Source organism: Leucobacter holotrichiae (assembly GCF_055791005.1).
Genome location: NZ_JBVUAC010000002.1, coordinates 81,454 through 106,934 on the forward strand (window position 1 = coordinate 81,454; position 25,481 = coordinate 106,934).

A 25,481-nucleotide genomic window follows, 5' to 3' on the forward strand; every position below is an offset into this window, starting at 1 on the left:
TGGGAGCATGGACGCCGATGTCATCATCGTGGGGGCCGGGCTCTCGGGGCTCGTCGCCGCGCGCGAGGTCCACCGCGCGGGGCTGCGCACCGTGCTCATCGACCAGGAGGGACCGCAGGATCTGGGCGGCCAGGCCTGGTGGTCGTTCGGCGGGCTGTTCCTCGTCGGCTCCCCCGAGCAGCGGCGCCTGGGGGTGCGCGACTCCTTCGACCTCGCCTGGCAGGACTGGCGCGGCAGCGCTGGGTGGGATCGACTCGAGGGCGAGCACCCCGAGGACGAATGGGCCGCGCGCTGGGGCCGCGCCTACGTCGAGTTCGCCGCGGGCGAGAAGCGCGCCTGGATCCGGGAGGCCGGCATCGAGCTCACACCCGTGGTCGGCTGGGCGGAACGCGGCGACCTGACGGCAGGCGGGCACGGCAACTCGGTGCCGCGCTTCCACGTGCCCTGGGGCACCGGCACCGGGGTCATCGACCCCTTCGTCGCCGCGGCACAGGGCGCTGCGGCCGAGGGCCGCACCCGGATCCTGCACCGGCACCGCTGCGACGGCATCGTGGTCGAGAACGGCCGCGCGGTCGGCGTGCGCGGGAGCGTGCTCGCCCCCGACACCAACGCCCGCGGGGCGCGCTCCTCGCGCGAGGTCGTGGGCGAGTTCGATCTGCGCGCCGACGCCGTGATCGTGGCGAGCGGCGGTATCGGCGGCGACCACGACCTCGTGCGGCGGTTCTGGCCGGATCGGCTCGGCGCCCCGCCGCGCAGCATGGTCACGGGCGTGCCCGCCTACGTCGACGGACGCATGATCGGGATCACGCAGCAGGCGGGTGCGCGCCTCGTCAACCGCGACCGCATGTGGCACTACACGGAGGGCGTGCGCAACTGGAACCCCGTCTGGCCCGGGCACGCGATCCGGATCCTGCCCGGCCCTTCCCCGCTGTGGCTCGACGCGCTGGGGCGCCGCCTGCCGCCTCCGGGACTGCCCGGCCACGACACGCTCGCGACGCTCCGAATGCTGCGCACCCGGCCGGGCCTCGCCGAGCACGACCACTCCTGGTTCGTCGTGACGAGCCGCATCGCGGCCAAGGAGTTCGCGCTGTCCGGATCCGAGCAGAATCCCGACATCACAGGCCGCGACCACAAGCTGCTGCTCAAGACGCGTCTCGGCCGCGGGGCACCCGGGCCGGTGCAGGCGTTCATCGACCGCGGCGCCGACTTCGTGATGGCCGAAGGCGTGCCCGAGCTCGTGGCGAAGATGAACGCCCTCACCGCCGAGCCGCTGCTCTCGGCCGAGGCCGTCGAACGGGTGATCCGCGAACGGGACGCCGAGATCCGCAACCCCTTCTCGAAGGACGCGCAGGTGATGAGCATCCGCAACTCCCGCCGCTACCTCGGCGACCGCCTCACCCGCACCACGGCGCCGCATCGGCTCCTGGATCCCGCGGCGGGACCGCTCGTCGCGGTGCAGCTCCACGTGCTCACTCGCAAGACGCTGGGCGGGATCCAGACCGACCTCTCGTCGCGCGCGCTCGGCCCCGACGGGGCGCCCGTACCGGGCCTCTACGCCGCCGGCGAGGCCGCCGGCTTCGGCGGGGGCGGGGTGCACGGCTACAACGCGCTCGAGGGCACATTCCTGGGCGGGTGCCTGTTCTCGGGGCGGGCCGCGGGACGGACCGCCGCGGAGGCCGTGCGCTGAGGGCCGCGATGCGGGCGAATCGCTCACGCCCGGCGATTGCGCTCCAGGCGGTCGAGACTCCACTCGTAGCGCTCGAGCCAGACGAAGGCGTGGATCCAGGTCTCGACGAAGCGCACCCCGGGGTGCGCGCGGATCCTCCGCACGATATCCGTGTAATCGGCGAGCGACCTCGCCGCGATCGTCGCGATGAGCCCGTAGCGGCCCAGCGTGCGCGCGGCGAACTCGATCGTCGGGATGCCGAGCAGCAGCTCCTCCGCCGACGCCAGGTCGTCGGCTTCTCCGGTGAGCATGATCCCGACCCCCGACAGCACCGATGTCGTCGCGCTGCGTCGGCTGCGCACCGCCCCGATGCGCATGATGCCCGAGCCGAGCAGCCGCAGCACGCGCGCCCGGCACGCCGACGCCGACCGGCCGGTGCGCCGCGCGAGCTCGCCGAAGGTGAGCCGGCCGTCCGTCTGCAACTGCGCCATGAGCTCGATATCGAAGTCGTCGAACTCGAGGTCCGTCGGCTCGGGGTCCTCCCCCAGGCGCAGCCGCCGGAGCACCCGATCGTAGAGGGAGAACTGCACCTCATCCACGCCGTCGATCGCCTGGATCGCGCGCACCGACCGACCCACGTCGTCGCTGTCGGCCGCCCACACCTCGACCACGGCCTGCGACTGCCCGCTGATCTCCGACAGGAACACGACGTTCGGGAACTCGCGCAGCCGCTCGAACACGGGCGAGGTGGGTCCGCTGATGCGCAGTTGCAGGTTGGCCTGGATCGGGAGGCCGACGGCGCGCGGGTGCACGGCCGCGAGGATCCGGATCTCGCCGGCTGCCAGCAGTTCATGGACCCTCTGGGCGACGAGAGTCCGATGCACGCCGAGCTTCGTCGCGAGCGCGGAGAACTGCGCGCGTCCGTCGAGCTGGAGTGCGCGAATGAGATCCTCATCGAAATCGTCCATGCCTGCATCCTGCCAGAACCGTCCCCGAAGAATCGCGGCAAAAATTCTGTCATGCGATCCAGATCAGCACATCCGGTCAAAAAAATGCCACTTGGAGACGACATAACTGCGGTGACAGCGAAACTGACGCACAATCTGGCTTCACACGCGAGCCCCACCCGCGTACTCTCGTATCGATTCGACACGAAGGAGTTCACCGTGCGCAAGCTCGCGTTCACCCAGGCCCCCGTCCCGACCGCGCCGAAGATCGTCACGGCCGCGCGCATCGACGCCCTCGACGCGTCGGGGAGCACGCCCGAAGCGTTCCTTATCATCGGAGACCGCTTCGCGCACGTCGGCACCGTGGCCGAGTGCCGCGCCGCGGCCGCCGAGGTGAGCGCGCTCGAGCCCGAGCTCGTGGATCTGGGCGACGCCACGGTGGTGCCCGGCTTCATCGACGCGCACGCCCACCCCCTCATGCTCGGCCAGATGATGAGCTGGGTCGACTGCGGCCCCGACAAGGCCGGCTCGATCCCCGAGATCGTCGCCCTGCTGCAGGAGGCCGCGAAGACGCTCCCCGCGGGCCGACCGATCCGGGGCTATGGGTACGAGCAGCGCAATCTCGCAGAACGCCGCCACCCGACCCGGTTCGAGCTCGACCAGGTGGCGACCGATCGCGAGGTCTACCTCATGAACGCGTCGGGCCACGGCGGTGTGGTCAACAGCTACACCTTCGAGCTGCACGGCGTGACCCGCGACACCCCGAACCCGAAGGGCGGCGAGTTCTTCCGCGATGCCGACGGCGAGCTCACGGGCGAGCTCTCCGACGCGGCGTGCAACGTGCTCACCGGCCTCGAGGGCGTCAAGATCGGGCACCACGGCCCCAACTTCCACCTCGCCGACGAGCCCGAGGAGCACAAGCGCCAGCTCGCAGCGGCCCAGGAGAACTTCCTCGCCGGCGGCGTCACCACGATCGGCGACGCCCAGGTGAGCCGACGCGAGTTCGACATGTACCTGCGTCTCGCGGAGTCCGGCGACCTCAAGGTGCGCGTGAGCATGTACCTGCTCTCGCACCTGCTCGACGAGGCGATCGAGATGGGCCTGCACGGGCAGTTCGGCAACGAGCACCTCAGCTTCGCCGGCATCAAGTTCTACTCCGACGGCACGCTCGGCGGCTGGACCGCGTACTTCCCCGACGGCTACGTGGGCGACCCCTGCCGCACCGGTCAGCTCTACCACGAGCCGGGCGACTACACCGAGCTCATCAGGAAGGCGCACCGCGTCGGCCTGCAGACCGCCACGCACTCGCAGTCGCCCACAGCGCTCGAGATGGTGATCAGCGCGATCGAGGCGGCACTCGCGGATCGCCCGGACCCCGACGCACGCCACCGCATCGAGCACTGCGGCCTGCCCACCCCCGAGCAGATCACCCGCATGGCGAAGGCCGGCATCTACCCCGTCAACCAGCCCCAGCATCACTACAACTGGGGCGAGGGGGTCGAGCAGGCCGTCGGCACCCCCGGCGAGCGCTTCAACCCCCTCGGCGAGTTCGAGCGCGCGGGCGTACCCGTCACGATCTCCTCCGATGCGCCGGTCGCCGATCCTCGTCCGATGGAGGCCGTGCAGGCCGCCGTCTCGCGCATCACCCGCCGCGGCACGCAGCTCGGTTCCGACGACCTCGCGGTGTCGCTCGACACAGCCCTCCGCGCCCACACCATCTCGGCGGCCCGTGCGCTGGGACGAGAGGACGAGCTCGGCAGCATCGAGGCCGGCAAGCGCGCCGACTTCGCGGTGCTCGACCGCGATCCTCACGCCGCCCCGGTGCCCGAGCTCGCGAAGATCTCGGTGACCGAGACCTGGGTCGGCGGCGAGCGCGTCTTCACCCGCTGATCCCAGCCCTATCCCCCTATCCCCGCCGAAAGGCGGATAATGCGTGTTATATCCCCACCGCGCACGCGTTTTCCGCCTTTCGGCACCTTCCCGAGCGTTCTCCGACATCCAAGCAAAGGAGCTCACATGTCCACCACCACGGCCGCTGCGCCGAACTCCCATAAACGCGCCCTGAGAGGCGGTATGGCCGCTCTCGTCGGCACCTCGATCGAGTGGTACGACTTCTACGTCTACGCGACGGCCGCGGCGATCATCTTCCCGCACGTCTTCTTCCCCGAGGCCGAACCGGCGCTCGCCACCCTCGCCTCCTTCGGCACCTACGCCGTCGCGTTCTTCATGCGCCCGATCGGCGGCATCATCTTCGGCCACGTGGGCGACAAGCTCGGCCGCAAACCGGCGCTGACCATCACTCTGATCCTCATGGGCGTCGCCACGACGCTCGTCGGCGTGCTGCCCGGATACGCGACCATCGGGATCTGGGGCCCGATGCTGCTGATCATCTGCCGTATGGCCCAGGGACTCGCCGTCGGCGGCGAGTGGGGCGGCGCCAGCCTCATGGCGGTCGAGAGCGCGCCGCCGAAGTGGAAGAGCTTCTACGGCGGCTTCACGCAGGTCGGCAACCCGCTCGGCGCCATGATGGCGACCGGCGCGTTCTGGGCGCTCTCGGCGCTCGGCGAGGACGCGCTGCTGAGCTGGGGCTGGCGCATCCCGTTCCTCTTCAGCATCGTGCTCATCGCCGTCGGCTTCTGGGTGCGCTGGCGCGTCGAGGAGACGCCCGTGTTCGAGCAGAAGGTCGAGGGGCACGAGCAGTCGGCCCCGCTGCTCTTCGCGCTGAAGAACAACTGGCTGCCGATCCTGCTCGGCTTCGGCATCATCGCGATGTCGTCGGGCGGCTACGTGATCGCGACCACCTTCGTGCAGAACTACGCCGACACCCCCGAGATCGGGCTGGATCCCTCGATCATCCTCGGCGCCATGACGATCGCGTCGCTCGTCGAGTTCATCGTGACGCTGCCGATCGCCGCGCTCGGCGACAAGATCGGCCCCAAGATGGTCATGTACCTCGGCATCATCCCGTCGTTCATCGTGATCATCCCGCTCGTGCTCTCGATCCAGGCCAAGAACGTCGGAATGATCTGGCTGTTCGTGATCCTGATCCGCGTCACGCTGAGCGGCGCCTGGGCACCCCTCTCGACCCTCATGGCGCAGATGTTCCGACCGCAGTCGCGGTACACCTCGATGTCGCTCTCCTACGGCATCGGCGCCGCGGTCTGGGGCGGTCTCTCGCCCGCGATCGCCTCCACCCTGCTCATCGTGACCGACGGCAATTTCTGGTCGGTCGTCGCGTTCTTCGGCGTACTCGCGCTCGCGGCCTTCATCGGCGTGCGCTTCGCCCCGCAGCACTCGGACGCGGCCCCGGTCACGGGGTCGTTCACCCCGCGGCTCGACACGACCACGGTCGACACGCAGGATCCCGAGACCCGCTGAGACCGCGCCGCGCCTGACCCGGCCTCATCCCACCTCCCTTTCCCCGACCGAGAGACGGATTTCGCAGCGTAGTCGCGCGACCCCGCTGCGAAATCCGTCTCTCGGCGCACCACCACGACTTCGAGGACCACCATGGAAACCACTCCCAAGCGCACGACCGGCTGGGTCGTCATGGAGACCCTGCGCGGATACGGCGTCAACACCGTCTTCGGCATCCCCGGCACCCACAATCTCGAGCTCTACCGCCCCCTCGGCGAGCTCGGGATCCACCCCGTCACCACCCGCCACGAGCAGGGCGCGGGGTACGGCGCCGATGGCTGGTCGCTGCAGACCGGCCTGCCCGGCGTCGTCATCACCACGAGCGGTCCCGGTCTGCTCAACGCGCTCTCCGCGGCTGGCACCGCCTACTGCGAGTCGCGCCCCATGATCATCGTCTCGCCCGGACCGGCGCTCGGCGCCGAGTTCGCCGACGTCGGCACGCTGCACGAGACGAAGGATCAGCTCGGCGCCGCCTCCGCGATCGTCGAGTGGGGCCGCCGCGTGCGCTCCGCCGAGGAGGCCGTCGCGGCGATCCACGACGCCTTCGAGCTGTTCGCCACGACCCGGCCGCGCCCCGTCTACCTCGAAATCCCGCTCGACGTGCTCGAGCGCGAAACCGAGCTGCCCGCCGCCGCGACCGCCCCGCGCGAGCTCCCCTCGCCGGTTGCGCCCGACGCTGCCGCCGCGGCAGAGGCGGCCGCGCTGCTCGCCGGCGCCGCGCGGCCCGCCATCCTCGCGGGCGGCGGATCGCGCCGGGCCGGGGCGCAGCTGCGCGCGCTCGCGGAGCGGATCGCCGCGCCCGTGGTCACGACCCTCAACGCGAAGGGGGTGCTCGACGAGCACCACCCGCTCTCCGCCGGATCGAACCTGCGCCTGGCCGCGGGCCGGAGGGTCGCTCAGGAGGCCGACGTGCTGCTTGTCGTCGGCTCGAAGCTCGGCGAGGCGGAGCTGTGGGTGCCGCGGCTCGAGGCGGGCGGCACCGTGATCCGCATCGATCTGCTGGAGTCGCAGATCGACAAGAATCAACGCGCAGACGTCGGCCTCGTGGGCGACGCCGCGGCGACGCTCTCAGCGATCCTCGACGCGCTGCCGGACGAGGATCCGGATCCCGCGCGCACCGAAACCGCCGAGGCGCTGGTGCGCGACGCGCTCGCCGCCGCGCGCACCGAATCGGCCGAGCTGTCCGCGACGAACACCGTGCTCGCCGAACGCATCGCCGCAGCCCTGCCCGAGCACGCGATCATCTCGACCGACTCCTCGCAGATCGCCTACTGGGGACTGCTCAACGCCCTGCGTGTGTCCGAGCCGAACTCGACGCCGTACATGGCGACCTATGCCACGCTCGGCTACGGGCTGCCCGCGGCACTCGGCTCCCGCATCGCATCACCGCACCGCCCCTCGTTCGTCGTCACGGGCGACGGGGCCCTCATGTTCTCCATGAACGAGTTCATCACGGTCGTCGAGCAGGGTGAGGACGTCACCGTGATCGTGGTCGACAACGGCGGTTACGCCGAGATCAAGCAGAACGAGGCGGATGCCGGTATCGCGCCGGTGGGCGTCGAGCTCGCGCAGCCCGACTGGGTCGCCGTCGCCGATGCGTTCGGCGGGCGGGGTCGCAGCGCCGGCAACCCGGCCGAGCTGGCGCGCGCCGTCGAGGCAGCAGTGAGCGAGGGGGGCCTGCAGCTGATCCACATCGATCAGGCGGCGTTCGACCTCTCGGAAGCGGACGCCTCGTGAGCGCCCGCGGCGAGCGGCCCCTCGCGGTCTACACCGACGTCGACGACACGGACCCCTCGATCGGCATCCGGCTGCTCGAGGAGCACGGTTTCGAGGTGCGGGTGATCGGCACCCGCGATCCCCAGGCGATCATCGAGGGATCGCGGGGCGCCGTCGCACTGCTGCCCGGATACGCCCCCGTGACCCGCGAGGTCATCGAGGCGCTGCCCGAGTTGCGGATCGTCCCGCTCATGTCGATGGGCTTCGACTACGTCGACCTGGAGGCGGCGACCGAGCGCGGAGTCTGGGTGACGAATGTGCCGGGCGCCGCCACCGAGGAGGTCGCGACCCACGCGCTCGCGATCCTGCTCAGCACCGTGCGGCAGCTCCCCTTCTACACCGCCTCGGCGAACCCGCTCGACTGGAACGACCGAGCACCCACGGCACCGCCCCGCCTCAGCGAGACGACGCTCGGCGTCATCGGGCTCGGACGGATCGGGCGCGAGCTCGTGCGCCTCGCCGCTCCTCTCTTCGGCTCGGTGATCGGCTACGATCCGATGCTGCCCGACACCGCCGAGGTGCGCGCCGAGCTCGACTCGCTCGGCGTGCGGCGCGCGAGCCTCGACGAGGTGCGGGCGTCGTCGCACGTGCTCTCGCTCCACCTGCCGCTCACGCCGGAGACCGAGCGCATGGTCGATACCGAGTTCCTATCGGCGATGCCTCGCGGCTCCGTGCTCGTGAACGTGTCGCGGGGCGCACTCATCGACAACGACGCGCTGGTCGCCGCACTCGACTCGGGGCAGCTCTCGGGTGCGGCCCTCGACGTGCTCGATCAGGAGCCGCCCGAGCCGGGGCATCCGCTCCTCGGCCGCGACGACGTAGTGCTCACCCCGCACATCGCGTACTTCTCGGCGCGCACCGAGGTCGAGTACGTGCGGATCCAGGCGCAGAACGCCGTCTCACTGCTCGAAACGGGCGCGCCCGACTCTCCGGTCAATCGCCCAGCGTAGGGCGCCGGGAGCCTGCCCCGGGGCGGGCCTGCCTCGGGGTGGGCCTGCCTCGGGGCGGGCGCGTCACGGAGCAGGCTCGTGGCAGGCATCGAGCACGCGCCGCATCGCATCGCGCTCGGCCGCCGTCACCCACAGACCGTAGACGGCCTTGACTTCGATCTGGCGCGCCACGTACTCGCAGCGGAACCCCCGCGACGGCGGCAGCCACGTCGCCGCGTCGCCATCGCCCTTGCTCGAGTTGACGGAGCCGTCGACGGCCAGCAGGTTGAGCGGGTCGTTGGCGAAGGCGATCCGCTGCTCCTGCGTGAGCGCCTGCGCGCCCTTCTGCCAGGCGTCCGAGAGCGCGACCAGGTGATCGATCTGCACCGCCTGCGAGGTGCGGTCGCCGCGCACGAAGTCGATCCGCGTGCCGGTGTAGGGGTCGATCAGCACCCCCGAGAGCACCTTGCAGGGCCCGTCGAGCACGACCTCGGTCAGGTCGCGCCGCAGGGTGTCGTTGCGGGCGTCGCAGCCGTTGCGATCCGGGTCCTTCCAGCCGTGCCCGAAGCGCTCGCGCCGGTCGTAACCGGTCTTCGGTGCGCGTCCCTTGACGGGCAGGGCGTCGAGCATCTCGGTCGCGTACTCTGCCGAGGGCGGCTGCGGGGTGTCGGGGTCCGGCGTCGCCTCGCCGGGAGGTGAGGAGGGATCGGGATCCGCGTCGCTCTCCCGCACGTCCCCGTCCCGCAGCACCGCGGTGCCGCCGCTGCGCTCGTCCGGATCGCCCGGACTCTCGTCGCCGCCGGAACCCTGCACGAGAACACCCGCGAGCATCAGCAGGCACAGCGCCAACCCCGCGGGCACAAGCGCACGACCGCGGCGGGAGTCCCGCGCGCCGCCACTGCGACGGGACCGACGGAACCGGCGGGAAGGACCGCCGGCACCACCGGTATCTCGATGAGAACCGCTCAACCCTCGCCGCCGAGCGTGCCTGTGAGCCGCGAGTGGAAGTCGCTCGTGCGCGCGTTCATGCCGGTCAGCTCGACCCGCTTCCCGAGACGTTCGTACTTGGTCATGACCGCGTCGAGCGCGGCGACCGTCGAGGCGTCCCAGACGTGGGCGGCCGACATGTCGATCACCACGCGCTCGGGATCCCGACGGTATTCGAACTGGGTCGTGAGGTCGTTGCTCGACGCGAAGAACAGTTCTCCGGTCACGGTGTAGTGCGCACGCTCGGGGCCACCCTCCTCGGTGTGCTCGGCGGGCCGCACCTCCCGCTCCACTCGAACGAGATGCGCGACCCGCCGAACGAACAGCACCGAGGCCACGAGCACGCCGCCGATGACGCCGATCGCCAGGTTGTGGGTAGCGACGACAAGGACGACCGTGGCGAGCATGACGAAGGTCTCGCTCTTCGGCATGCGCCGCAGCGTCGAGGGAGCGACACTGTGCCAGTCGAAGGCCTCGATCGACACCATGATCATCACCGCGACGAGCGCCGCCATCGGAATCATCGCGACGAGGTCACCGAGCACCACCACGAGCAGCAGCAGGAAGACACCGGCGAGGAACGTCGAGATACGCGTGCGCGCACCCGACACCTTGACGTTGATCATGGTCTGCCCGATGACGGCGCAGCCGCCCATGCCGCCGCCGAAGCCGGAGAGCAGGTTGGCGACGCCCTGCGCCCAGCCCTCGCGCGTCTTATCGGAGTGGGTGTCGGTGATTTCGTCGACGAGCTTCGCCGTCATGAGCGACTCCATGAGGCCCACGAGCGCCATGGCGAAGGCGTAGGGGGCGATCGCGGCGAGCGTGCTCCACTCGAGGGGCACGCTCGGGATCACGAGCTCGGGCAGGCTGCGCGGCAGCTCGCCCTGGTCGCCGACCGTCGGTACGTTGATTGCGCAGACCACCACCACGACGGTCACGATGATCACGGAGACGAGCGGCGCGGGCACGGCCTGGGTGATCCTGGGCATGAGCAGCAGGATCAGGATCCCGCCCGCCACCAGGGGGTACACCGCCCAGGGCACCCCGATCAGCTGGGGCAGCTGCGCGACGAAGACGAGGATCGCGAGGGAGTTCACGAAGCCCACCATCACGCTGCGCGGGATGAAGCGCATGAGCTTCGCGACTCCCAGCACGGCGAGCAGGATCTGGACCGCACCCGCCAGCAGCACCGTCGCGATGAGGTACTCCGGCCCGTGCTCCCGCACCACCGGCGCCACCACGAGGGCCACGGCGCCGGTCGCGGCCGTGATCATCGCCGGGCGGCCGCCGAGAAAGGCGATGCTCACCGCCATGATGAACGACGAGAGCAGCCCCATACGCGGGTCGACGCCCGCGATCACCGAGAAGGCGATCGCCTCGGGGATCAGCGCGAGCGCCACCACCACCCCGGCGAGCACCTCTCTCGTCAGCAGCCGCGGGCTGCGCAGCGCCGTCAGCACAGAGGGATCGGGGCGGTAGCGGGCGCGCTCGTCCGCGGCGGTCTGGGATGGGGTCACTGCGATTCCTTCGGGCGAAGCGGGCGCCGGTGGCCCGAGCTGTCGGCTAGCAGCCTACCGGTCCCGGGTCGTGGCGCGATCCCCGATCCGCCCGCTGGCGCAGCAGGTGCTCGATCACGCCCCCGAGCACGTCGAGGCCGTCAGCGACCCCTCCAGGCGATCCCGGCAGCGTGACCACGAGGGTGTCCCCCGCGAACCCGGCCACCCCGCGGGTGATGAGCGCGAGCGGTGACGAGGCGAGGCCGCGGCGGCGGATCTCCTCGATCAGGCCGGGCACGCGCACGTCGAGCAGCGGGGCGACGACCTCGGGGGTGAGGTCGCTCGGCGAGACCCCGGTACCGCCTGTGATGATGACGACGGCGGCCCGCTCCTCGAGCGCGGCCCGAACCGCCGCCCCGACGGGTTCGCCGTCGGCCACGACGATCGGCTCCCCGGTTTCGAAGCTCCGCTCCCGCAGCCAGTTGCGGATAACGGGCCCGGTGCGATCGACCGAGCGCCCCGCCGCCGCGCTCGTCGAGGCGACGATCGCCACGGCCCGACGCCCGGCCTCCGACCCGCCGAGGCCATCGTCACCGCCGCCGACGCCGTTCACGCGGCCTCCCAGTCGCCGCTCTTGCCGCCCGACTTGGCGAGCACCCGCGTGCCGGTGATCTCCGCGTGCTTGTGCACCGCTTTGATCATGTCGTACAGGGTCAGCGCGGCGACGCTCGCGGCGGTGAGCGCCTCCATCTCGACGCCCGTGACACCGCGCGTCGTCACCTCGGCCAGCACCCGTACCCGATCCCCCTCGGCCTCGAAGTCCACCGACACCCGGCTGATGGGCAGCGGGTGGCAGAGCGGGATCAGCTCCCACGTGCGCTTCGCCGCCATGATGCCGGCGACGCGGGCCGTGCCGAGCGCCTCGCCCTTCGGCAGCTGCCCCTCCACGAGCTGCCGCACCACCTCGGGAAGGGTCACGAGCACGGCCTCGGCGCGGGCGGTGCGCTTGGTGACGGCCTTGTCGCTCACGTCGACCATGTGCGCGCTGCCGTCCTCGCGCAGGTGGGTGAGGCCGGGATCGGCTGGGCGTTCGGCACGGGGGTCAGTCATGGATCCTCCAGACGCTGACGGGAGTGTTCTCGGCCGCGAAACCTACTCCGAGCGGGATCTCGGCGATCACGTCGGCTGCCGCGAGTCCGCTGAGCAGGTGGGAGCTCGGCCCGCTGAGCACGATCCGACCGTCGGGGGCGAGCGTGCCGCGGCGAAGCTGCAGCTTGCCCTCGGGCGAGTCGGCGTCGTGGGCGAGCGGCCGCCGCTCGCGCGGCCGCTCGGGCGCGAGACCCGCGTAGTCCCGCAGCGCGGGCAGCAGGAAGAGCTCGGCCGAGAGCATCGCGCTCACCGGATTGCCGGGGAAGCAGAGCACGGGCAGCCGGTGCCCGCCGCCTGTCTCGTCAACGCCGCCTGTCTCGTCGAACATGAGCACGCCGAGACCCTGCGGCCCTCCCGGCTGCATGGCGACCTTCACGAACTCCGCTCCCAGCGGTGCGAGCGCATCCCGGACCACCTCGAACGCGCCCGCGCTGATGCCGCCCGAGGTCACGATCAGGTCGGCCCACGGCGCATCCGCGCGGATCGCCGCCCGCAGCGCCGCGGGGTCGTCCTCGCATCGCAGCACCCGCACGTCGGCGTTCACGGCTCGCAGCGCCGCGGCGAGCATCGGGGTGTTCGCATCGTGGATCCGCCCCGGGACGAGGCAGTTCGCCTGATCCGGCGGCACGATCTCGTCCCCGGTCGAGCAGAGCAGCACGCGCACACGCGGCAGCACCGGCACCGCGGCGATCCCGGCCGCGGCGAGCGCGCCGATGCGAGCGGGCGTGAGGCGGGCGCCCGCGGCGAGGATCTCCGCGCCGGATCCGAGATCGGATCCCGCGCGCCTCACGAATTCCCCCACCGGCACCGGAGCGATGAACGTCACCGTTCCCCTCGGCTCACCCCGACCGGCTCTGGCAAGCGCCGGGAACTCGGGCGGCAGCACCCGCTCGATCGGCACGACCGCGTCCGCCCCGCCGGGGATCGCCGCACCCGTCATCACCGGCGACGCGCTGCCCGGCGCGTGCTCGACGGGAGCATCGCCCGCGGCGGTCGCGATCCCGATCCGGAGTTCCACGGGTCTCGCCTCGGTCGCCTCCGCAAGATCGCGAGAGCGCACCGCGTAGCCGTCCATCTGCGAATTGTCGAAGGGCGGCAGCGGGATCGGCGAGATGGCGGCCTCCGCCGTCACCCGCCCGAGCAGGCCGGCATCGACGACGCTCAGTCTCTCGGGCCCTCGAGTGCGGGCCCTCAGCAACGCTTCGCCCAGCACGCGACGACAGGCCGCGACGTGCTCCTCAGCGGTGCGAGCAGCCGCTGACTCGATGCCCTGCCCCGCGCCCGCCGCCGCTTCCCGCCCGGCTGCGCTCACCGTTCGACGCCCATCATCCACCGGCGAACGGCGGGAGCACGTCGACGACCGGTCCCCCCGGACCGGCGCCGATCTCCCCGCCGTCGCGTCGCACCTCGCCGTCGACGAGAAAGGACCCGCTGCGCAGCACCCGCAGCATCGCGGCGCCGTGCCGATCCGCGAGCTCCGCCCGCAGCGCGTCGAGCGTCGCCGGCGCGCTCAGCAGCACCTCCTCCTGCGCCGTGCCCGCCGCGTCGGCCGCCGCGGCGAAGTACCGAACCGTGATGCCCGTCATGCCCTCCATCGTAGCCCCGGGATGCAGCACCGAGACCTACAATGGGCGATATGCCCTCCGACAACCCAGCACGTCCGGCGCCGCTCGTCGAGCCGGCCGCCTCGCTCCCCCCGGAGCGGCTGCGACGCGCTCAGCGCCAGCTCCCACTGCCCGGTTTCGGGGAGACGGCTCAGGCCCGTCTGCATGCGGCGCGCGTGCTGGTCATCGGCGCCGGAGGGCTCGGCAGCGCGAGCGTGCCGTACCTGGTGGGCGCGGGAGTGGGCACGATCGGCATCGTCGACGACGACGAGGTCGAGCTCTCGAACCTCCACCGCCAGGTCGCTCACGGAACCGCCGACCTCGGACGTCCGAAGACGGCCTCGCTCGCTGACGCGGCGAATCGTCTCGACCCCGGCGTGCGCATCGAGCAGCATCGCATCAGGCTCGACTCCTCGAACGCGCTCGACCTGTTCGAGCGCTACGACCTGATCATCGACGGCAGCGACAACTTCGCCACCCGCTACCTCGCGAACGACGCCGCCGAACTCACCGGCAGACCGCTCGTCTGGGGTGCGATTCTGCAGTACCACGGTCAGCTCGGGGTCGCCTGGCACCGCTACGGCCCCGGCTACCGCGACCTCTTCCCATCGCCTCCCCCACCGGACGAGGTGCTGGACTGCGGCACCGGAGGCGTGCTACCCGGCCTGTGCGGCACGATCGGCTCCCTCCTCGCGACCGAGACCCTCAAACTGATCACGGGGCTGGGCGAACCGCTCATCGGACGCGTGCTGCTCTACGACGCACTCGCCGCCGACTTCCGCGAGCTGTCGTACCGGCGGGACTCTCAGGCATCGCCCGTGTCGGAGCTCGTCGACTACGAGCAGTTCTGCGCCGGAGCCGACCCGCTTCCCGCGGCGGTGTCAGCTGAGGCGCTCGCATCCGAACTGGCCACCGGGGCTCCGCCACGACTTCTCGACGTGCGCACACCCGCGGAACACGCCGCGCGGCGCATCGTCGGTTCGAAGGCAGCGCCTCTGGATCAGCTCGAATCCGAGAACGCCGCGCTCGAGATCGCCGCCGGGCCGGGCCCTGTCACCGTGTACTGCGAACGCGATCCGCGATCCATTCGCGCCGCCCGCCTGCTCGCAGAGCGAGGCGTCGAGGTCCGCTACCTGCGAGGCGGAGTGACCGCTCTCGCCGCCGTCGCACCGAAGCTGCTGGAGGGGCACGATGTCTGAACCGCTGGCGAGGATCACCGACGAGACCATCGACGAGGCAGCGGTGCGGGCCGCGGTCGACGCCGCGGAGTGCGGCGCAGTGGTCATGTTCCACGGTGTCGTACGAGACCACGACGGCGGTGAGCGAGTGCGCGCGCTCGACTACAGCTCGCACCCCGACGCGCAACGCTTCATCGCGGATATCGTCGCGGAGGAGCAACGCCGGTCTGGGGTGCGACTCGCGGCCGTGCACCGGATCGGCGCACTCGCCGTCGGCGACGCCGCGCTTGTCGCAGCAGCCTCCGCCCCGCACCGTCGCGAGGCCTTCGAGGCCGTCGAGCGGCTGGTCGAGCGTATCAAGCACGAGGTGCCGATCTGGAAGCGCCAGCACTATGCCGACGGCGTCTCCGATTGGGTGGGGCTGTAAGCGTCCTTGCCTGGACCGCCTGGTGGCAGCACCTCTCCGGCCGCGATTCGGTCAGCCGGCCCGCACCGCCGCGATCAGCGCGTCCGCGGCGGCCTCGACCTCCGGCTCGGTGGTCGCGCGGCCCATTGAGAGTCGCAGCGCTCCGAGCGCGAGGTCGGGATCGAGTCCCATCTCGGTGAGCGTGCTCGAGGGCGTGTGCGTCCCCGAGTGACAGGCGCTGCCGGTGGAGGCGCCGACCTCGGGTGCCCGATCCAACACCCCACTGCCGATGCACCCCGGGACCGCCACCATGAGCGTGTTCGGCAGACAGCCGTCGGGCGGGCTGACCCGCACCAGCTGCGGGAGGCCCGCGACCAGGCGCTCCCAGAGCAGCTCCCGCAGATGCCGTTGGCGGGCGGCTTCGGCGTCGAGCAGCTCGCCGGCCAGCTCGGCGGCGGCCCCGAGCGCGACGATACCCGCCACGTTCTCCGTCCCCGGCCGCAGCCCCCGCTCCTGCCCCGCGCCGACGAGCACGGGTGCGATCGGCGTGCCGCGCCGCACGTAGAGCGCGCCCACACCCTTGGGCGCGTAGAGCTTGTGGCCGGCGATGCTCAGCAGGTCGACTCCGAGCCCGTCGACCGAGATGGGGATCTTCCCCGCGGCCTGTGCCGCGTCGGCGTGCATGACGCCGCCCGCGGCGCGCACCCGATCCGCGACCTCGGGGATCGGCTGGATCGTGCCGACCTCGTTCTGCGCGAGGATCAGGGTCCCGATCCCCAGCGCCCCGGCCGGCACTGCACGGGGATCGACGCGCCCCTCGGAGTCAACGGCGAGCCTGCGGACATCCCAGCCGTCGCGCTCGAGCCCGTCCACCGGACGGGCTGTGGCCGGGTGCTCGACCACCGAGGTCAGCAGCCTCCGATGTGAGGAGAGCACGGCGGCACCCCGGATCGCGAGGTTGTTGGCCTCGGTACCGCCCGAGGTGAAGACGATCTCGTCAGGGTGTGCGCCGACGAGCGCTGCGAGTTGCTCGCGAGCCTTCTCGACGGCGCTACGAGCCGCGAGCCCCTGCGAGGTCGAGCTCGAGGGGTTGCCGAAGCGCTCCGTGAGGTACGGGAGCATCGCTTCGACGACCTCCCGCGCGACCGGCGTGGTGCCGTTGTGATCGAGGTAGACCTGCTGCGACATACCCGCAGTGTAGCGGCGCACTGGGCACGATACGCCCGTCACCCCAGCATGAGCAACGGCGGACGCGCGGGCCCCTCCAGTCGGGCGACCGCGACCTTCAGCTCGGCCACGTCTCCGCGCAGCCCGCCGACCTCCTCCGAGAGCACGTCGATCCGGGTCGACAACCGCTGCTCCAGCCCGGTTTCCACTGCGTCGATTCGGGTCGACAACCGTGCATCCGACGCGTCGATTCGGGCCGACAGACGCTGCTCCAGCCCAGTTTCCACTGCGTCGATTCGGGTCGACAACCGCGCATCCAACGCATCGATCCGGGTCGACAACCGCGCATCCAACGCATCGATCCGCGCCGACAGACGCTGCTCCAGCCCGGACTCGACCCCATCGATCCGTGCCGACAGGCGGCGCTCCGTCTCCTCATTGCATGCCTCGACCCCGTCGATCCGCGCCGACAGACGCTGCTCCAACCCGCTGAGGCCCGAGTCAAGGCGTGAGTCGAGCCGGGTGATGACCCACCCGAAACCGCCGGCCATCGCGAGCAGCACTCCGACTGCGCTCAGGATCGTAGCGAGGATATCCGGGGACACGAGCCGCCTCCTCTCGAATGCTCTGCGCGGTTCGTGTTCGTAGTCTACGTCTCGGATCGCGAGGCGGAAACGCGCCCCCAGAATCTGTGGAGAACTCGCGAATGTTCACCTGCTTCGGCCTGATGTGAGCGAAGTCCGCACCCGACAGAGCCGGTGCGCGGACCGAGGCATCAACCCCCGATGTACGACATCTCGATACGGGCCGGGGCCTCCGCCGGGGTGCTCAGACCGCGCAGCTCCGAGTACCGGTCGTCCCGCCGCTCCCACAGCCCCGACAGCGCCCGCCCCACCTCGGCATCGGATGCGCCCGAGCGCAGTAGCGCTCGCAGGTCGAAACCGCTCGACGCGAAGAGGCAGGTGAAGAGCCTTCCCTCGGCCGACACGCGGGCGCGCGAGCAGTCGCCGCAGAACGCCCCCGTGACGCTCGAGATCACTCCGATCTCACCTGCGCCGTCGCGATACCGCCAACGCTTCGCCGTCTCACCGGGCGCGGCTGGAGCCACCGGTTCGAGCGGGTGGACCTCATCGATGCGACGCACCACCTCGGTCGAGGGCACCACGTCGTCGAGGCGCCAACCGTTCGAGGAACCCACGTCCATGTACTCGATGAACCGCAGTGGGTGGCCGGTGCCGCGGAAGCGCTCGGCGAGGGGCAGGATCTCGTCGTCGTTCACCCCCCGCTTGAGCACGGTGTTGATCTTCACGGGCGAGAGCCCTGCCGCGTTCGCAGCGTCGATGCCGTCGAGCACGCGCTGCACGGGGAAGCGCACATCGTTGACCGCGCGGAACCGCGCGTCGTCGAGGGAGTCGAGCGACACGGTCACTCGGCGCAGCCCGGCCGCTCGCAGCGCCTCGGCTTTCATCGGCAGCGCTGATCCGTTCGTCGTCAGGGCCAGGTCGAGCGGCCGCCCGTCGGGAGACCGGATCGCGGCGAGTCGCGCGATGAGATCCTCGATACCGCGCCGCAGCAGCGGTTCGCCGCCGGTGATCCGCAGCTTGACGACGCCGAGGGACGCTCCGATGCGCGCCAGCCGCTCGATCTCCTCGAAGCTCAGGATCTCGGAGCGGTCGAGAAACTGGTAGTCGCGCCCGAAGATCTCCTTGGGCATGCAGTAGACGCAGCGGAAGTTGCAGCGGTCGGTCACCGAGATGCGCAGATCGCGCAGAGGCCTGCCCCGGGCGTCCGAAAGGCCGGTCGAGGGGAGTCGACGCACCCCGGGCACGGTTCCCGTTTCCCGCTCATCCGATCGCATCGCAATCCTCACTTCGGCACTCACCCTAGCATCGAGTCTCGCGGTCGCGTCCGTGTCCTGTGCTCCGGTGATGATCCGGTCCCCCGGAACAATCGAGACGGTCCATTCCTATCGAGCCGGGCTGCAATTCGCGTGAATTGCAGCCCGGCTCGATACTTTGAGGCCGACTCGCACGCACGCAGGATCGCGGTCCGGCGTGCGAAATCCGTATCTCGATGAGGATCCACCGTCCCTGAGTCCGTCGAAGGGGGCAGGAGCGGCTCACGAGGCCGGAACCGCGAACCGCACCTCGGCGGCGCTCAACTCGATGCGCACCCGAGCTCCTGGAGCGATCTCCGGGTCGAGCGCGCGGCTCACCGGTACCTCCGCGACGAACCCGGGCCACTCCTCGAACTCGAGGCGCACGCCGGTGCGGCTCGCAGCGAGTGCGGATACAGTGCCGTCCCAGGTCGCACCGACCCCATCGCCGGGCCCGTGCGACGAGGCCGGGAAGACATCGGGCCCGGGGCCGGGGCCCTGGCCCCGATCGGTGATCGGGCTCACCCGCACGGCGACGGGGTCGAAACTCGCCACCGCCGGACGACCGGGGGCGGGCAGGGAACCGGATCCGCGGATCCCCTCGACGGGCCCACCGCTCAGCCGCAGCGAGCCGTCCTCCGCCGCGATGCCCCGGAGCAGCACCCGCCCCGAGAACTCCGCCGCGAAGTCGGTCGCGGGCGCCGCGAGCACCTGGGCGGCCGAGCCGAGCTGCCTGATCCTTCCCTCCTCGATCACCATCACCCGGTCGGCCAATGCGATGAGGTCGACCGGGTCGTGGGTGACGAGCAGTGCGGGCACCCCGAGCCGGCGGATCTCGGATGCGACGAGGCTGCGCAGTTGCTGCGCACTCGCGACGTCGAGCGCAGCGAAGGGCTCGTCGAGCAGCAGCAGATCCGGATCGGCCGCGAGCGTGCGAGCGATGGCCACCCGTTGCTGCTGGCCGCCCGAGAGCTCCGACTCTCGCGCGTCGCCGCGGCGTCCGAGGCCCACCCGCTCGAGCCACTCGCGGGAGAGGCTCGCCGCCCGCGACCGCGATATCCGCTGAGAGCGCGGCCCGAACGCGATGTTCGCGGCGGCGTCGAGGTGCGGGAAGAGTCTGGCCCGCTGATCGAGGTGTCCCACCCGCCTCGAGGATCGCGGCAGGAACACCTCGACCGCGCCCTCCTCGCTGCGGCTCAGGAAGCGCCCGCCGAGCTCGATGCGACCGCTGCTGAGCGGCAGCGTTCCCGCGATGGCGCCGAGCAGCGTCGATTTGCCCGCACCGTTCGGACCGATCACCCCGAGGATCTCCCCCGGCGCGACCTCGAGCGAGAGGTCCAGGAGGAAGTTTCCCCGAGCGACCACCACCGTGCACCGCAGCTCCCTCGGAACAGCGGCGCGGGCCCCGTCGCGCCCCGCGCCGCTCACAGCGCACCCCGCGCGCTCCGAGCGTCCCGCGAACGCATGCACAGCAGGGCGACGACGGCGACCAGCACCAGCAGCAGCGAAAGAGTCAGCGCCGTATCCTGGGTGACGCCGGCGCCGTTGAACGCGGTGTAGATCGCGAGCGGCACGGTGCGGGTGCTGCCCGCAGCGTTCCCCGCGAAGAGAGCGGTCGCGCCGAACTCCCCCAGCGCGCGGGTGAAGCAGAGGATGCCTCCCGCGATGAGACTGGGGGCGAGCAGCGGCAGAGTCACGCGGCGCAGCACGGTCCATGGGCGCGCTCCGAGGCTCTCGGCCACGCGCTCGTAGCTGCTCCCGCGCCCCCGCAACGCCCCCTCCACCGAGATCACGAGAAAAGGCAGCGCGACGAAGGTCTGTGCGACGACCACGGCGGCGGTCGTGAAAGGGAGGCGGATCCCGAGCCCGAACAGCCAGTCCCCGAGCAGCCCGCCGCGCCCGAGCAGGCTCAGCAGCGCGAGTCCGCCCACGAGCGGGGGCAGCACGAGCGGCAACGTGACGCAGGCGCGCAGCACCGCCGCGAGTGCGCCCTCGGTGCGCGCGATCACGAGCGCGAGGGGCACGCCGAGCAGAAAGCAGAGCCCCGTCGCGACCGCCGCAGTGCCGAGCGAGAGCCCGAGCGCCTCGCGCGTGGCGGGGGCGGCGAGCGTCGCCGGGACGGTCGCCCAGTCGATGCGCAGCAGCAGAGCTCCGAGCGGAAGCAGCAGCACCGCCGCACCGATCGCGGCCGGAAGCATCACACCGGCGGGGAGCCGCACCCGCTGCGTCTGCCGCCTCCGCCCCGACCGCGGCGCTCCGCGTCTCCGGGACGAGCGCGAGCTCCGGTTCCGGATCAGGTAGGGCTTCGCGTCGGGCACGGCTCAGCGGGCGGGCCCGAAGCCCAGGTCGGCGAGTAGCCGCTGCGGACGCTCGGAGCGGAGGAACTCGGCGAAGGCTGCGGCGGTATCGGGGGCGTCGGATCCGGCCATGGGCACGACCAGGTAGTCGCCCGCGGCGTCCGAGGCGTGCTCGATCTCGACGCCCTCGACCTCGCCCTGAGCGCGCAGCACGTCGGAGCGGTAGACGAGCCCGGCATCGGCCTCCCTCTCACGCACCTTGGTGAGCACGGCGGTGACGTTCTGCTCCTCGCTCGCGGGATCGAGTTCGCCCCCGTCGCGCTCGAGCAGCGCGTGCGCTGCGTTGCCGCACGGCACCTCGGCCGCGCAGAGCACCGTCACCGGGGCATCACCGCCCGATCCCGCGAGGTCGGCGAGCGACTCGATGCCCAGCGGGTTGCCCGGGGCCACCGCGATCGCAAGCTCGCTCGTGGCGAAGCCGATGGGTTCGCCGTCGCCCAGGCCCTCGGCCGTGATCTTCTCCATGTTCGGGGCGTCGGCCGAGGCGAAGACGTCCGCCGGAGCGCCGCTGAGGATCTGCGTCGCGAGCATCGAGGAGCCGTCGTACGAGAACTCGAGCGAGACCCCGGGGTGCTCCTCGACGAACCAGCCGCCGACCTCCTCGAACGCCGGCTCGAGCGACGCCGCGGCGTACACCGTGAGGCCGCCGCTGACCTCCGAGGCTGCCGGTTCGGTTTCCTGAGATCCGCGGAGATCGGGATGGGGATCCGGATCCGCGCTCGCCCCGCACCCGGCGAGCGCCGCAGCGAGACCCGATGCGAGCAGCAGCGCGCCGAACCGCAGCGCGTGCGCGGGAGCGTTCGCCTTCATCCGGCATCCCTCCGGGGAGTCTCGATGATCACGTTCGTGGCTTTGACGATCGCCGTCGCTCGCGAACCGACATCGAGGCCGAGTTCCTCGACGGCCTCCCTCGTCATGATCGACACGAGCCGGTGCGGACCGCACTGCGCCTCGACCACCGCGACCACGCCGTCCGCCTCGACCCGGGTGACGATGCCCGTGAAGCGGTTGCGGGCGCTGCGCAGCACGGGCTCCGCGTCATCGGCCTCGGGTGCCAGCTGCTTCGCACGCTCAGCCAGGGAGACGCCCTCGATCACCTGCAGGCCCGCCTCATCGGTGTCGGCGTCGAGCAGTCCCTGCGTCACCCAGCGGCGGATCGTGTCATCGCTGACCCCGATCAGCTGCGCGGCCTCGCGAACCCGGTAGCGCGTCATGCGACCGATCCTACACGCACGCGCGGCGCGGATCGCCGATCCTCACCGCTCATGCGCCGATCATGGAGCCGCCGAACCGCACGCGCGCCAGCTCCCAAACCCGGGCGATCCGCGCTCGCTCGCCCTAACGGACGACCGTCCTCTGCACTCCGTCGATGCGCCGCGTCCATCCCCGCGCGTCGAGGTGCTCGAGCAGCGGGATCACCACTCGGCGCGTGGTGTCGAGCGCGCGCCGGGCCTCGCTCGTGGTGAACGGCTGCTCCAGCGACGAGAGGCGACGCATCGCCTCGGCCGGCGCCGCGGGCAGCAGCACGATCCCACCGCCGAGCCGCAGCAGGCGGCCTGCGCGCTCGGCCGCCGCCAGCTCCCGAGCACCGAGTCGCAGCGCCGAGAGTTCGTCGGCCTCCGGGGCCGCGAAGGGGTGCTCGCGAAGACGCCGCTCGAGCCGCGCGACCCCGGTCTCGGCCGCCCCGAGATCCACGCCGGCCCCCGGCGGTCTCAGTGCTCCCGAGCGAGATTCGAGCCCCGCACGGCGCACCACGAGCGGCAGCAGCGAGGCATCCGGCAGCGGCGGCTCGGCGCGCAGCAGCGCGTCGGCCGCCGCGCCCTCTGCGAGGCCCGGCGAGATCGGATCCGCACGAAGCTTCTCGGCCACCGCCTCGCGCAACCGGCGCGCCCAACGGTCCAGTGCGGGCGGATGCACCCACCACCCCCCGTCGCGCCCCACCGCGGCGATCCCCTCGGGCACCGCATCGAGTCCGCGCAGCCCCAGCCAGCGCAAACGCGCGACCGGCATCGCGCCGCGGCGCTCCACTTCGACCGCGGCGTCTCCCGTCTCCGACCGTGCGGCGAGCGCAGCCGCCCTCCGCGCTCCGTCGCCGCGCCTCGTGAGGGCCGGCGGGTCGGCGTCGAGCACCAGCGCTCCCGCGAAGACGAAGCGGCTGCCCGGGCTGCGCAGCACGAGACGGTCGCCGAGCTGCAGGGGCAGCGGCCGCGCGAGGGCGAGCCGCGCGTGGTCGTCGCCGAGCGGCCGCAGGCGCGCCTGCACCGCGGCCGTGCCGATGTGCATCACCAGCTGCTGGGGCGCGTCGGAGAAGCCCGACCCCGTCGTGCGCCGCACGTCGATCACGTCGACGATCGGCCAGGCGCCGGGTGTCACGAGCGCATCTCCGCGGTGCGCGCTGTCGGCGGCGATGTCGCGCAGGTTCACCGCCACGCGGGCGTGCGGCGTCACTGAGGTCGCGGCGGCGTTCCGACTGTGGAGCCCGCGCACGGCCGTCGCCCGCGCCCCGCTCTCGCCGACCAGCTGCAGGCGGTCCCCCTGGTGCAGCGTGCCCGCGGTGAGGCTGCCCGTCACCACCGTGCCGGCGCCCCTGATCGTGAACGAGCGGTCGATCCACAATCGCACGCGCGCGGCGGCCTCGGGGGCGGGAGCAGCGGCGAGCACCTCGTCGAGCCGTGCGACGAACTCTCCCAGCCCGGCCGTGGCCGCCGACTCATCGGCCGGCAGCGCCGAGACCACCAGGGGCGCGTGCTCGAGCGGGGTGCCGACCAGGGCGCTCCGGGTCTGCTCGATCGTGTCCGAGACCCGATCCGGGGCCCGATCCGCCCGCGTGATCACCACGATGCCGTGCTCGATACCGAGGGCCGCTATCGCGTCGCGATGATCCGACGACTGCTCCTGCCAGCCCTTGTCGGCGGCGACGACGAAGCACACGACCGGGGCGGGCCCCACGCCCGCGAGCATGTTCGCGAGGAAGCGCTCGTGCCCCGGTACATCGACGAAGGCGACCTCGCGCCCCGAGGGCAGCTGCGTCCACGCGAAGCCGAGGTCGATCGTCAGCCCGCGCCGCCGCTCCTCGGCGAGACGGTCGGGCTCCATGCCGGTGAGCGCGCGCACGAGCGTCGATTTGCCGTGATCGACGTGGCCGGCGGTGGCGACGACGTACATGTCAGCGGGGCCCGAGCCGACGGGGTTCGGGATCGCGCATCGCTGCGAGCACCGCCGCTCCCAGCCGCTCATCGTCTTCCTCCGCCACGCAGCGCAGGTCGACGAGGCAGCGGCCCCGATGCACCCGGGCGACGACCGCGGGTTCGCCGGCACGCAATCGCTCCGAGGCCGACTCGGGAAGCTCGACCGCCCACCCCGGCAGCGGCACCCCGGGGGCGCCCCCGCCGCCCACGCGTCCATCGTGGGGCACGACCTCGGCTCCCACCCGCTCCGCGAGCATCAGGGTCCGCTCCCGGAGGCGCCCCGGATCGGCGTGCAGCGCCGCCGACACCGGGGTTTCCGCGATCCTGAGCGTCGCCTCGATGGCCGCGAGCGTGAGCTTGTCGCTGCGCATCGCGCGGGCGAGCGGATGCGCGGCGATGCGCCGGATCGCGGCGCTCCGTCCCAGCAGCAGGCCCGCCTGAGGACCGCCGAGCAGTTTGTCGCCGCTCGCGATCACCACGTCGGCGCCCGCGCGCAGGGCGCTCGCGATGTCGGGTTCGTCCGGCAGCGCGGGGTCGGGGCTCAGCAGTCCGCTGCCGAGATCGACGATGAGCGACAGCCCGTGCTCGTCGGCCAGGGGACGCAGCGCCGACGTTTCGACCCCCGCGGTGAAGCCCTGCACCCGGAAGTTGCTGGGGTGGATCTTCAGCAGGCACCCGGTCTCAGGACCGAGCGCCTGCGCGTAGTCGTCGAGGTGGGTGCGGTTCGTCGTGCCGACCTCGCGCAGACGAGCCCCCGTGGTGACGAGCAGGTCGGGCAGGCGGAAGCCCGCGCCGATCTCGACGAGCTCACCGCGGCTCACGATCATCTCGCCCGTTCCGGCCACAGCCGTGACGGCGAGCAGCAGCGCGGCTGCACCGTTGTTGACGATCAGTGCGTCCTCGGCATCCGGGCAGGCCTGCAGCAGCGCCTCGCGTGCTCCGGCCCCGCGCGCGCTGCGCTTGCCGGTCGCGAGATCCATCTCGACATCGACGTAGCCCGCCGCGCCCAGCACCGCCTCGCGCGCGCTCCGCGCGAGCGGCGCCCGTCCGAGGTTGGTGTGCACGATCACCCCGGTCGCATTGAGCACCGGCGTCAGAGAGGTCGGATGCTCGGCCCGCAGCGCTTGCTCGACCTCCGCCTCGACCCGCTCCGCCGGCAGTCGTCCCTCGCGCGCCGCGCACTGCCGCGCGTCGATGATGCGTCGCACTGCGGCGTCACCGATCCGCTCCCGCGCCTCTTGTGCCGCCGGCAGAGCCAGCAGCCGGTCGGTTCGGGGGATGCGCCTGCGATGATCCTCGTCGCTCATCGGCTCCCCTCACAGCCCGTCGAACCCGCGC

At 71.8% G+C, this 25,481-nt stretch carries 23 protein-coding genes; 7 read left to right on the forward strand and 16 right to left on the reverse strand.

Going from position 1 to position 25,481, the window contains the following annotated elements:
- Positions 1-7: 7 nt before the first annotated feature.
- Positions 8-1,687: an FAD-binding dehydrogenase gene (locus AC0KXF_RS04000; RefSeq protein WP_473107956.1), complete on the forward strand. Its 1,680-nt coding sequence runs from the start codon at positions 8-10 to the stop codon at positions 1,685-1,687.
- A 23-nt stretch (positions 1,688-1,710) separates the two neighbouring features.
- On the opposite strand, the gene AC0KXF_RS04005 is transcribed toward AC0KXF_RS04000, so the two are convergent.
- Entirely contained in the window at positions 1,711-2,634 is a 924-nt protein-coding gene (locus AC0KXF_RS04005) for an Lrp/AsnC family transcriptional regulator (protein WP_473107957.1), read from the reverse strand.
- Positions 2,635-2,832: 198 nt separating this feature from the next.
- Here AC0KXF_RS04005 and AC0KXF_RS04010 point away from each other — a divergent pair, with 198 nt between their 5' ends.
- The 4 genes from AC0KXF_RS04010 (at position 2,833) to AC0KXF_RS04025 (ending at position 8,756) form a co-directional block, all read left to right on the forward strand.
- Positions 2,833-4,503 (forward strand): amidohydrolase, encoded by a 1,671-nt coding sequence (locus tag AC0KXF_RS04010; RefSeq protein ID WP_473107958.1) that lies wholly within the window; start codon positions 2,833-2,835, stop codon positions 4,501-4,503.
- Between the two features lie 126 nt (positions 4,504-4,629).
- A complete protein-coding gene (locus tag AC0KXF_RS04015; RefSeq protein WP_473107959.1) occupies positions 4,630-5,991 on the forward strand; it encodes an MFS transporter in 1,362 nt (453 codons plus the stop codon).
- Between the two features lie 132 nt (positions 5,992-6,123).
- Positions 6,124-7,767 carry a thiamine pyrophosphate-binding protein gene (locus AC0KXF_RS04020; protein WP_473107960.1) on the forward strand — a complete coding sequence of 548 codons (1,644 nt, stop codon included), beginning with the start codon at positions 6,124-6,126 and terminating at the stop codon, positions 7,765-7,767.
- Entirely contained in the window at positions 7,764-8,756 is a 993-nt protein-coding gene (locus AC0KXF_RS04025; RefSeq protein ID WP_473107961.1) for a C-terminal binding protein, read from the forward strand. Before AC0KXF_RS04020 ends, AC0KXF_RS04025 begins: the two co-directional genes overlap by 4 nt.
- A gap of 63 nt (positions 8,757-8,819) precedes the next feature.
- Here the strand turns inward: AC0KXF_RS04025 and AC0KXF_RS04030 are convergent, their stop codons facing one another.
- The 6 genes from AC0KXF_RS04030 to AC0KXF_RS04055 form a co-directional block, all read right to left on the reverse strand.
- A complete protein-coding gene (locus tag AC0KXF_RS04030; protein ID WP_473110097.1) occupies positions 8,820-9,596 on the reverse strand; it encodes an HNH endonuclease family protein in 777 nt (258 codons plus the stop codon).
- Between the two features lie 104 nt (positions 9,597-9,700).
- Positions 9,701-11,239 carry a SulP family inorganic anion transporter gene (locus AC0KXF_RS04035; RefSeq protein WP_473107963.1) on the reverse strand — a complete coding sequence of 513 codons (1,539 nt, stop codon included), beginning with the start codon at positions 11,237-11,239 and terminating at the stop codon, positions 9,701-9,703.
- A gap of 46 nt (positions 11,240-11,285) precedes the next feature.
- Entirely contained in the window at positions 11,286-11,831 is a 546-nt protein-coding gene (locus tag AC0KXF_RS04040; protein ID WP_473107964.1) for a MogA/MoaB family molybdenum cofactor biosynthesis protein, read from the reverse strand.
- A complete protein-coding gene (gene moaC / locus AC0KXF_RS04045) occupies positions 11,828-12,328 on the reverse strand; it encodes a cyclic pyranopterin monophosphate synthase MoaC (protein WP_473107965.1) in 501 nt (166 codons plus the stop codon). The genes AC0KXF_RS04040 and moaC overlap by 4 nt, the downstream gene beginning before the upstream one ends.
- Positions 12,321-13,679, reverse strand: a complete 1,359-nt coding sequence (locus AC0KXF_RS04050) for a molybdopterin molybdotransferase MoeA (protein WP_473107966.1) — start codon at positions 13,677-13,679, stop codon at positions 12,321-12,323. Before AC0KXF_RS04050 ends, moaC begins: the two co-directional genes overlap by 8 nt.
- Positions 13,680-13,692: 13 nt before the next feature.
- The gene (locus AC0KXF_RS04055) at positions 13,693-13,953 is read right to left on the reverse strand and encodes a MoaD/ThiS family protein (RefSeq protein ID WP_473107967.1); all 261 of its coding nucleotides are present in this window, start codon (positions 13,951-13,953) and stop codon (positions 13,693-13,695) included.
- 50 nt (positions 13,954-14,003) lie between these two features.
- Between AC0KXF_RS04055 and AC0KXF_RS04060 the strand changes: the two genes are divergently transcribed.
- Together AC0KXF_RS04060 and AC0KXF_RS04065 are read left to right on the forward strand one after the other, a co-directional pair.
- A complete protein-coding gene (locus AC0KXF_RS04060; protein ID WP_473107968.1) occupies positions 14,004-15,170 on the forward strand; it encodes a ThiF family adenylyltransferase in 1,167 nt (388 codons plus the stop codon).
- On the forward strand, positions 15,163-15,576 hold the full coding sequence (locus AC0KXF_RS04065) for a molybdenum cofactor biosynthesis protein MoaE (RefSeq protein ID WP_473107969.1): 414 nt from the start codon (positions 15,163-15,165) through the stop codon (positions 15,574-15,576). Before AC0KXF_RS04060 ends, AC0KXF_RS04065 begins: the two co-directional genes overlap by 8 nt.
- A 51-nt stretch (positions 15,577-15,627) precedes the next feature.
- Here the strand turns inward: AC0KXF_RS04065 and AC0KXF_RS04070 are convergent, their stop codons facing one another.
- The 9 genes from AC0KXF_RS04070 to selA form a co-directional block, all read right to left on the reverse strand.
- Entirely contained in the window at positions 15,628-16,743 is a 1,116-nt protein-coding gene (locus AC0KXF_RS04070; RefSeq protein ID WP_473107970.1) for a cysteine desulfurase family protein, read from the reverse strand.
- Positions 16,744-16,781: 38 nt separating this feature from the next.
- Entirely contained in the window at positions 16,782-17,285 is a 504-nt protein-coding gene (locus AC0KXF_RS04075; protein ID WP_473107971.1) for a hypothetical protein, read from the reverse strand.
- Positions 17,286-17,497: 212 nt separating this feature from the next.
- Positions 17,498-18,580, reverse strand: coding sequence for a GTP 3',8-cyclase MoaA (moaA, locus tag AC0KXF_RS04080; RefSeq protein ID WP_473107972.1), 1,083 nt, complete (start codon positions 18,578-18,580; stop codon positions 17,498-17,500).
- A 261-nt stretch (positions 18,581-18,841) separates the two neighbouring features.
- The gene (locus tag AC0KXF_RS04085; protein WP_473107973.1) at positions 18,842-19,963 is read right to left on the reverse strand and encodes an ABC transporter ATP-binding protein; all 1,122 of its coding nucleotides are present in this window, start codon (positions 19,961-19,963) and stop codon (positions 18,842-18,844) included.
- 59 nt (positions 19,964-20,022) lie between these two features.
- Positions 20,023-20,796, reverse strand: coding sequence for an ABC transporter permease (locus AC0KXF_RS04090; RefSeq protein ID WP_473108194.1), 774 nt, complete (start codon positions 20,794-20,796; stop codon positions 20,023-20,025).
- Positions 20,797-20,919: 123 nt separating this feature from the next.
- Entirely contained in the window at positions 20,920-21,765 is an 846-nt protein-coding gene (gene modA, locus AC0KXF_RS04095; protein ID WP_473107974.1) for a molybdate ABC transporter substrate-binding protein, read from the reverse strand.
- On the reverse strand, positions 21,762-22,169 hold the full coding sequence (locus tag AC0KXF_RS04100; RefSeq protein ID WP_473107975.1) for a TOBE domain-containing protein: 408 nt from the start codon (positions 22,167-22,169) through the stop codon (positions 21,762-21,764). Before AC0KXF_RS04100 ends, modA begins: the two co-directional genes overlap by 4 nt.
- A gap of 124 nt (positions 22,170-22,293) precedes the next feature.
- Positions 22,294-24,120, reverse strand: a complete 1,827-nt coding sequence (gene selB, locus AC0KXF_RS04105; RefSeq protein ID WP_473108195.1) for a selenocysteine-specific translation elongation factor — start codon at positions 24,118-24,120, stop codon at positions 22,294-22,296.
- A 1-nt stretch (position 24,121) separates the two neighbouring features.
- Positions 24,122-25,450, reverse strand: coding sequence for an L-seryl-tRNA(Sec) selenium transferase (selA, locus tag AC0KXF_RS04110; protein ID WP_473107976.1), 1,329 nt, complete (start codon positions 25,448-25,450; stop codon positions 24,122-24,124).
- Positions 25,451-25,481 lie beyond the last annotated feature (31 nt).

Coding starts and splice junctions, on each gene's coding strand:
- AC0KXF_RS04015 (WP_473107959.1), top strand. CDS start 4,630: ATGTCCACCACCACGGCCGCTGCGCCGAACTCCCATAAACGCGCCCTG.
- AC0KXF_RS04020 (WP_473107960.1), top strand. CDS start 6,124: ATGGAAACCACTCCCAAGCGCACGACCGGCTGGGTCGTCATGGAGACC.
- AC0KXF_RS04100 (WP_473107975.1), bottom strand. CDS start 22,169: ATGACGCGCTACCGGGTTCGCGAGGCCGCGCAGCTGATCGGGGTCAGC.
- AC0KXF_RS04000 (WP_473107956.1), top strand. CDS start 8: ATGGACGCCGATGTCATCATCGTGGGGGCCGGGCTCTCGGGGCTCGTC.
- moaC (WP_473107965.1), bottom strand. CDS start 12,328: ATGACTGACCCCCGTGCCGAACGCCCAGCCGATCCCGGCCTCACCCAC.
- AC0KXF_RS04070 (WP_473107970.1), bottom strand. CDS start 16,743: ATGTCGCAGCAGGTCTACCTCGATCACAACGGCACCACGCCGGTCGCG.
- AC0KXF_RS04065 (WP_473107969.1), top strand. CDS start 15,163: ATGTCTGAACCGCTGGCGAGGATCACCGACGAGACCATCGACGAGGCA.
- modA (WP_473107974.1), bottom strand. CDS start 21,765: ATGAAGGCGAACGCTCCCGCGCACGCGCTGCGGTTCGGCGCGCTGCTG.
- selA (WP_473107976.1), bottom strand. CDS start 25,450: ATGAGCGACGAGGATCATCGCAGGCGCATCCCCCGAACCGACCGGCTG.
- AC0KXF_RS04005 (WP_473107957.1), bottom strand. CDS start 2,634: ATGGACGATTTCGATGAGGATCTCATTCGCGCACTCCAGCTCGACGGA.
- AC0KXF_RS04055 (WP_473107967.1), bottom strand. CDS start 13,953: ATGACGGGCATCACGGTTCGGTACTTCGCCGCGGCGGCCGACGCGGCG.
- AC0KXF_RS04060 (WP_473107968.1), top strand. CDS start 14,004: ATGCCCTCCGACAACCCAGCACGTCCGGCGCCGCTCGTCGAGCCGGCC.
- AC0KXF_RS04090 (WP_473108194.1), bottom strand. CDS start 20,796: ATGCTTCCGGCCGCGATCGGTGCGGCGGTGCTGCTGCTTCCGCTCGGA.
- selB (WP_473108195.1), bottom strand. CDS start 24,120: ATGTACGTCGTCGCCACCGCCGGCCACGTCGATCACGGCAAATCGACG.
- moaA (WP_473107972.1), bottom strand. CDS start 18,580: ATGCGATCGGATGAGCGGGAAACGGGAACCGTGCCCGGGGTGCGTCGA.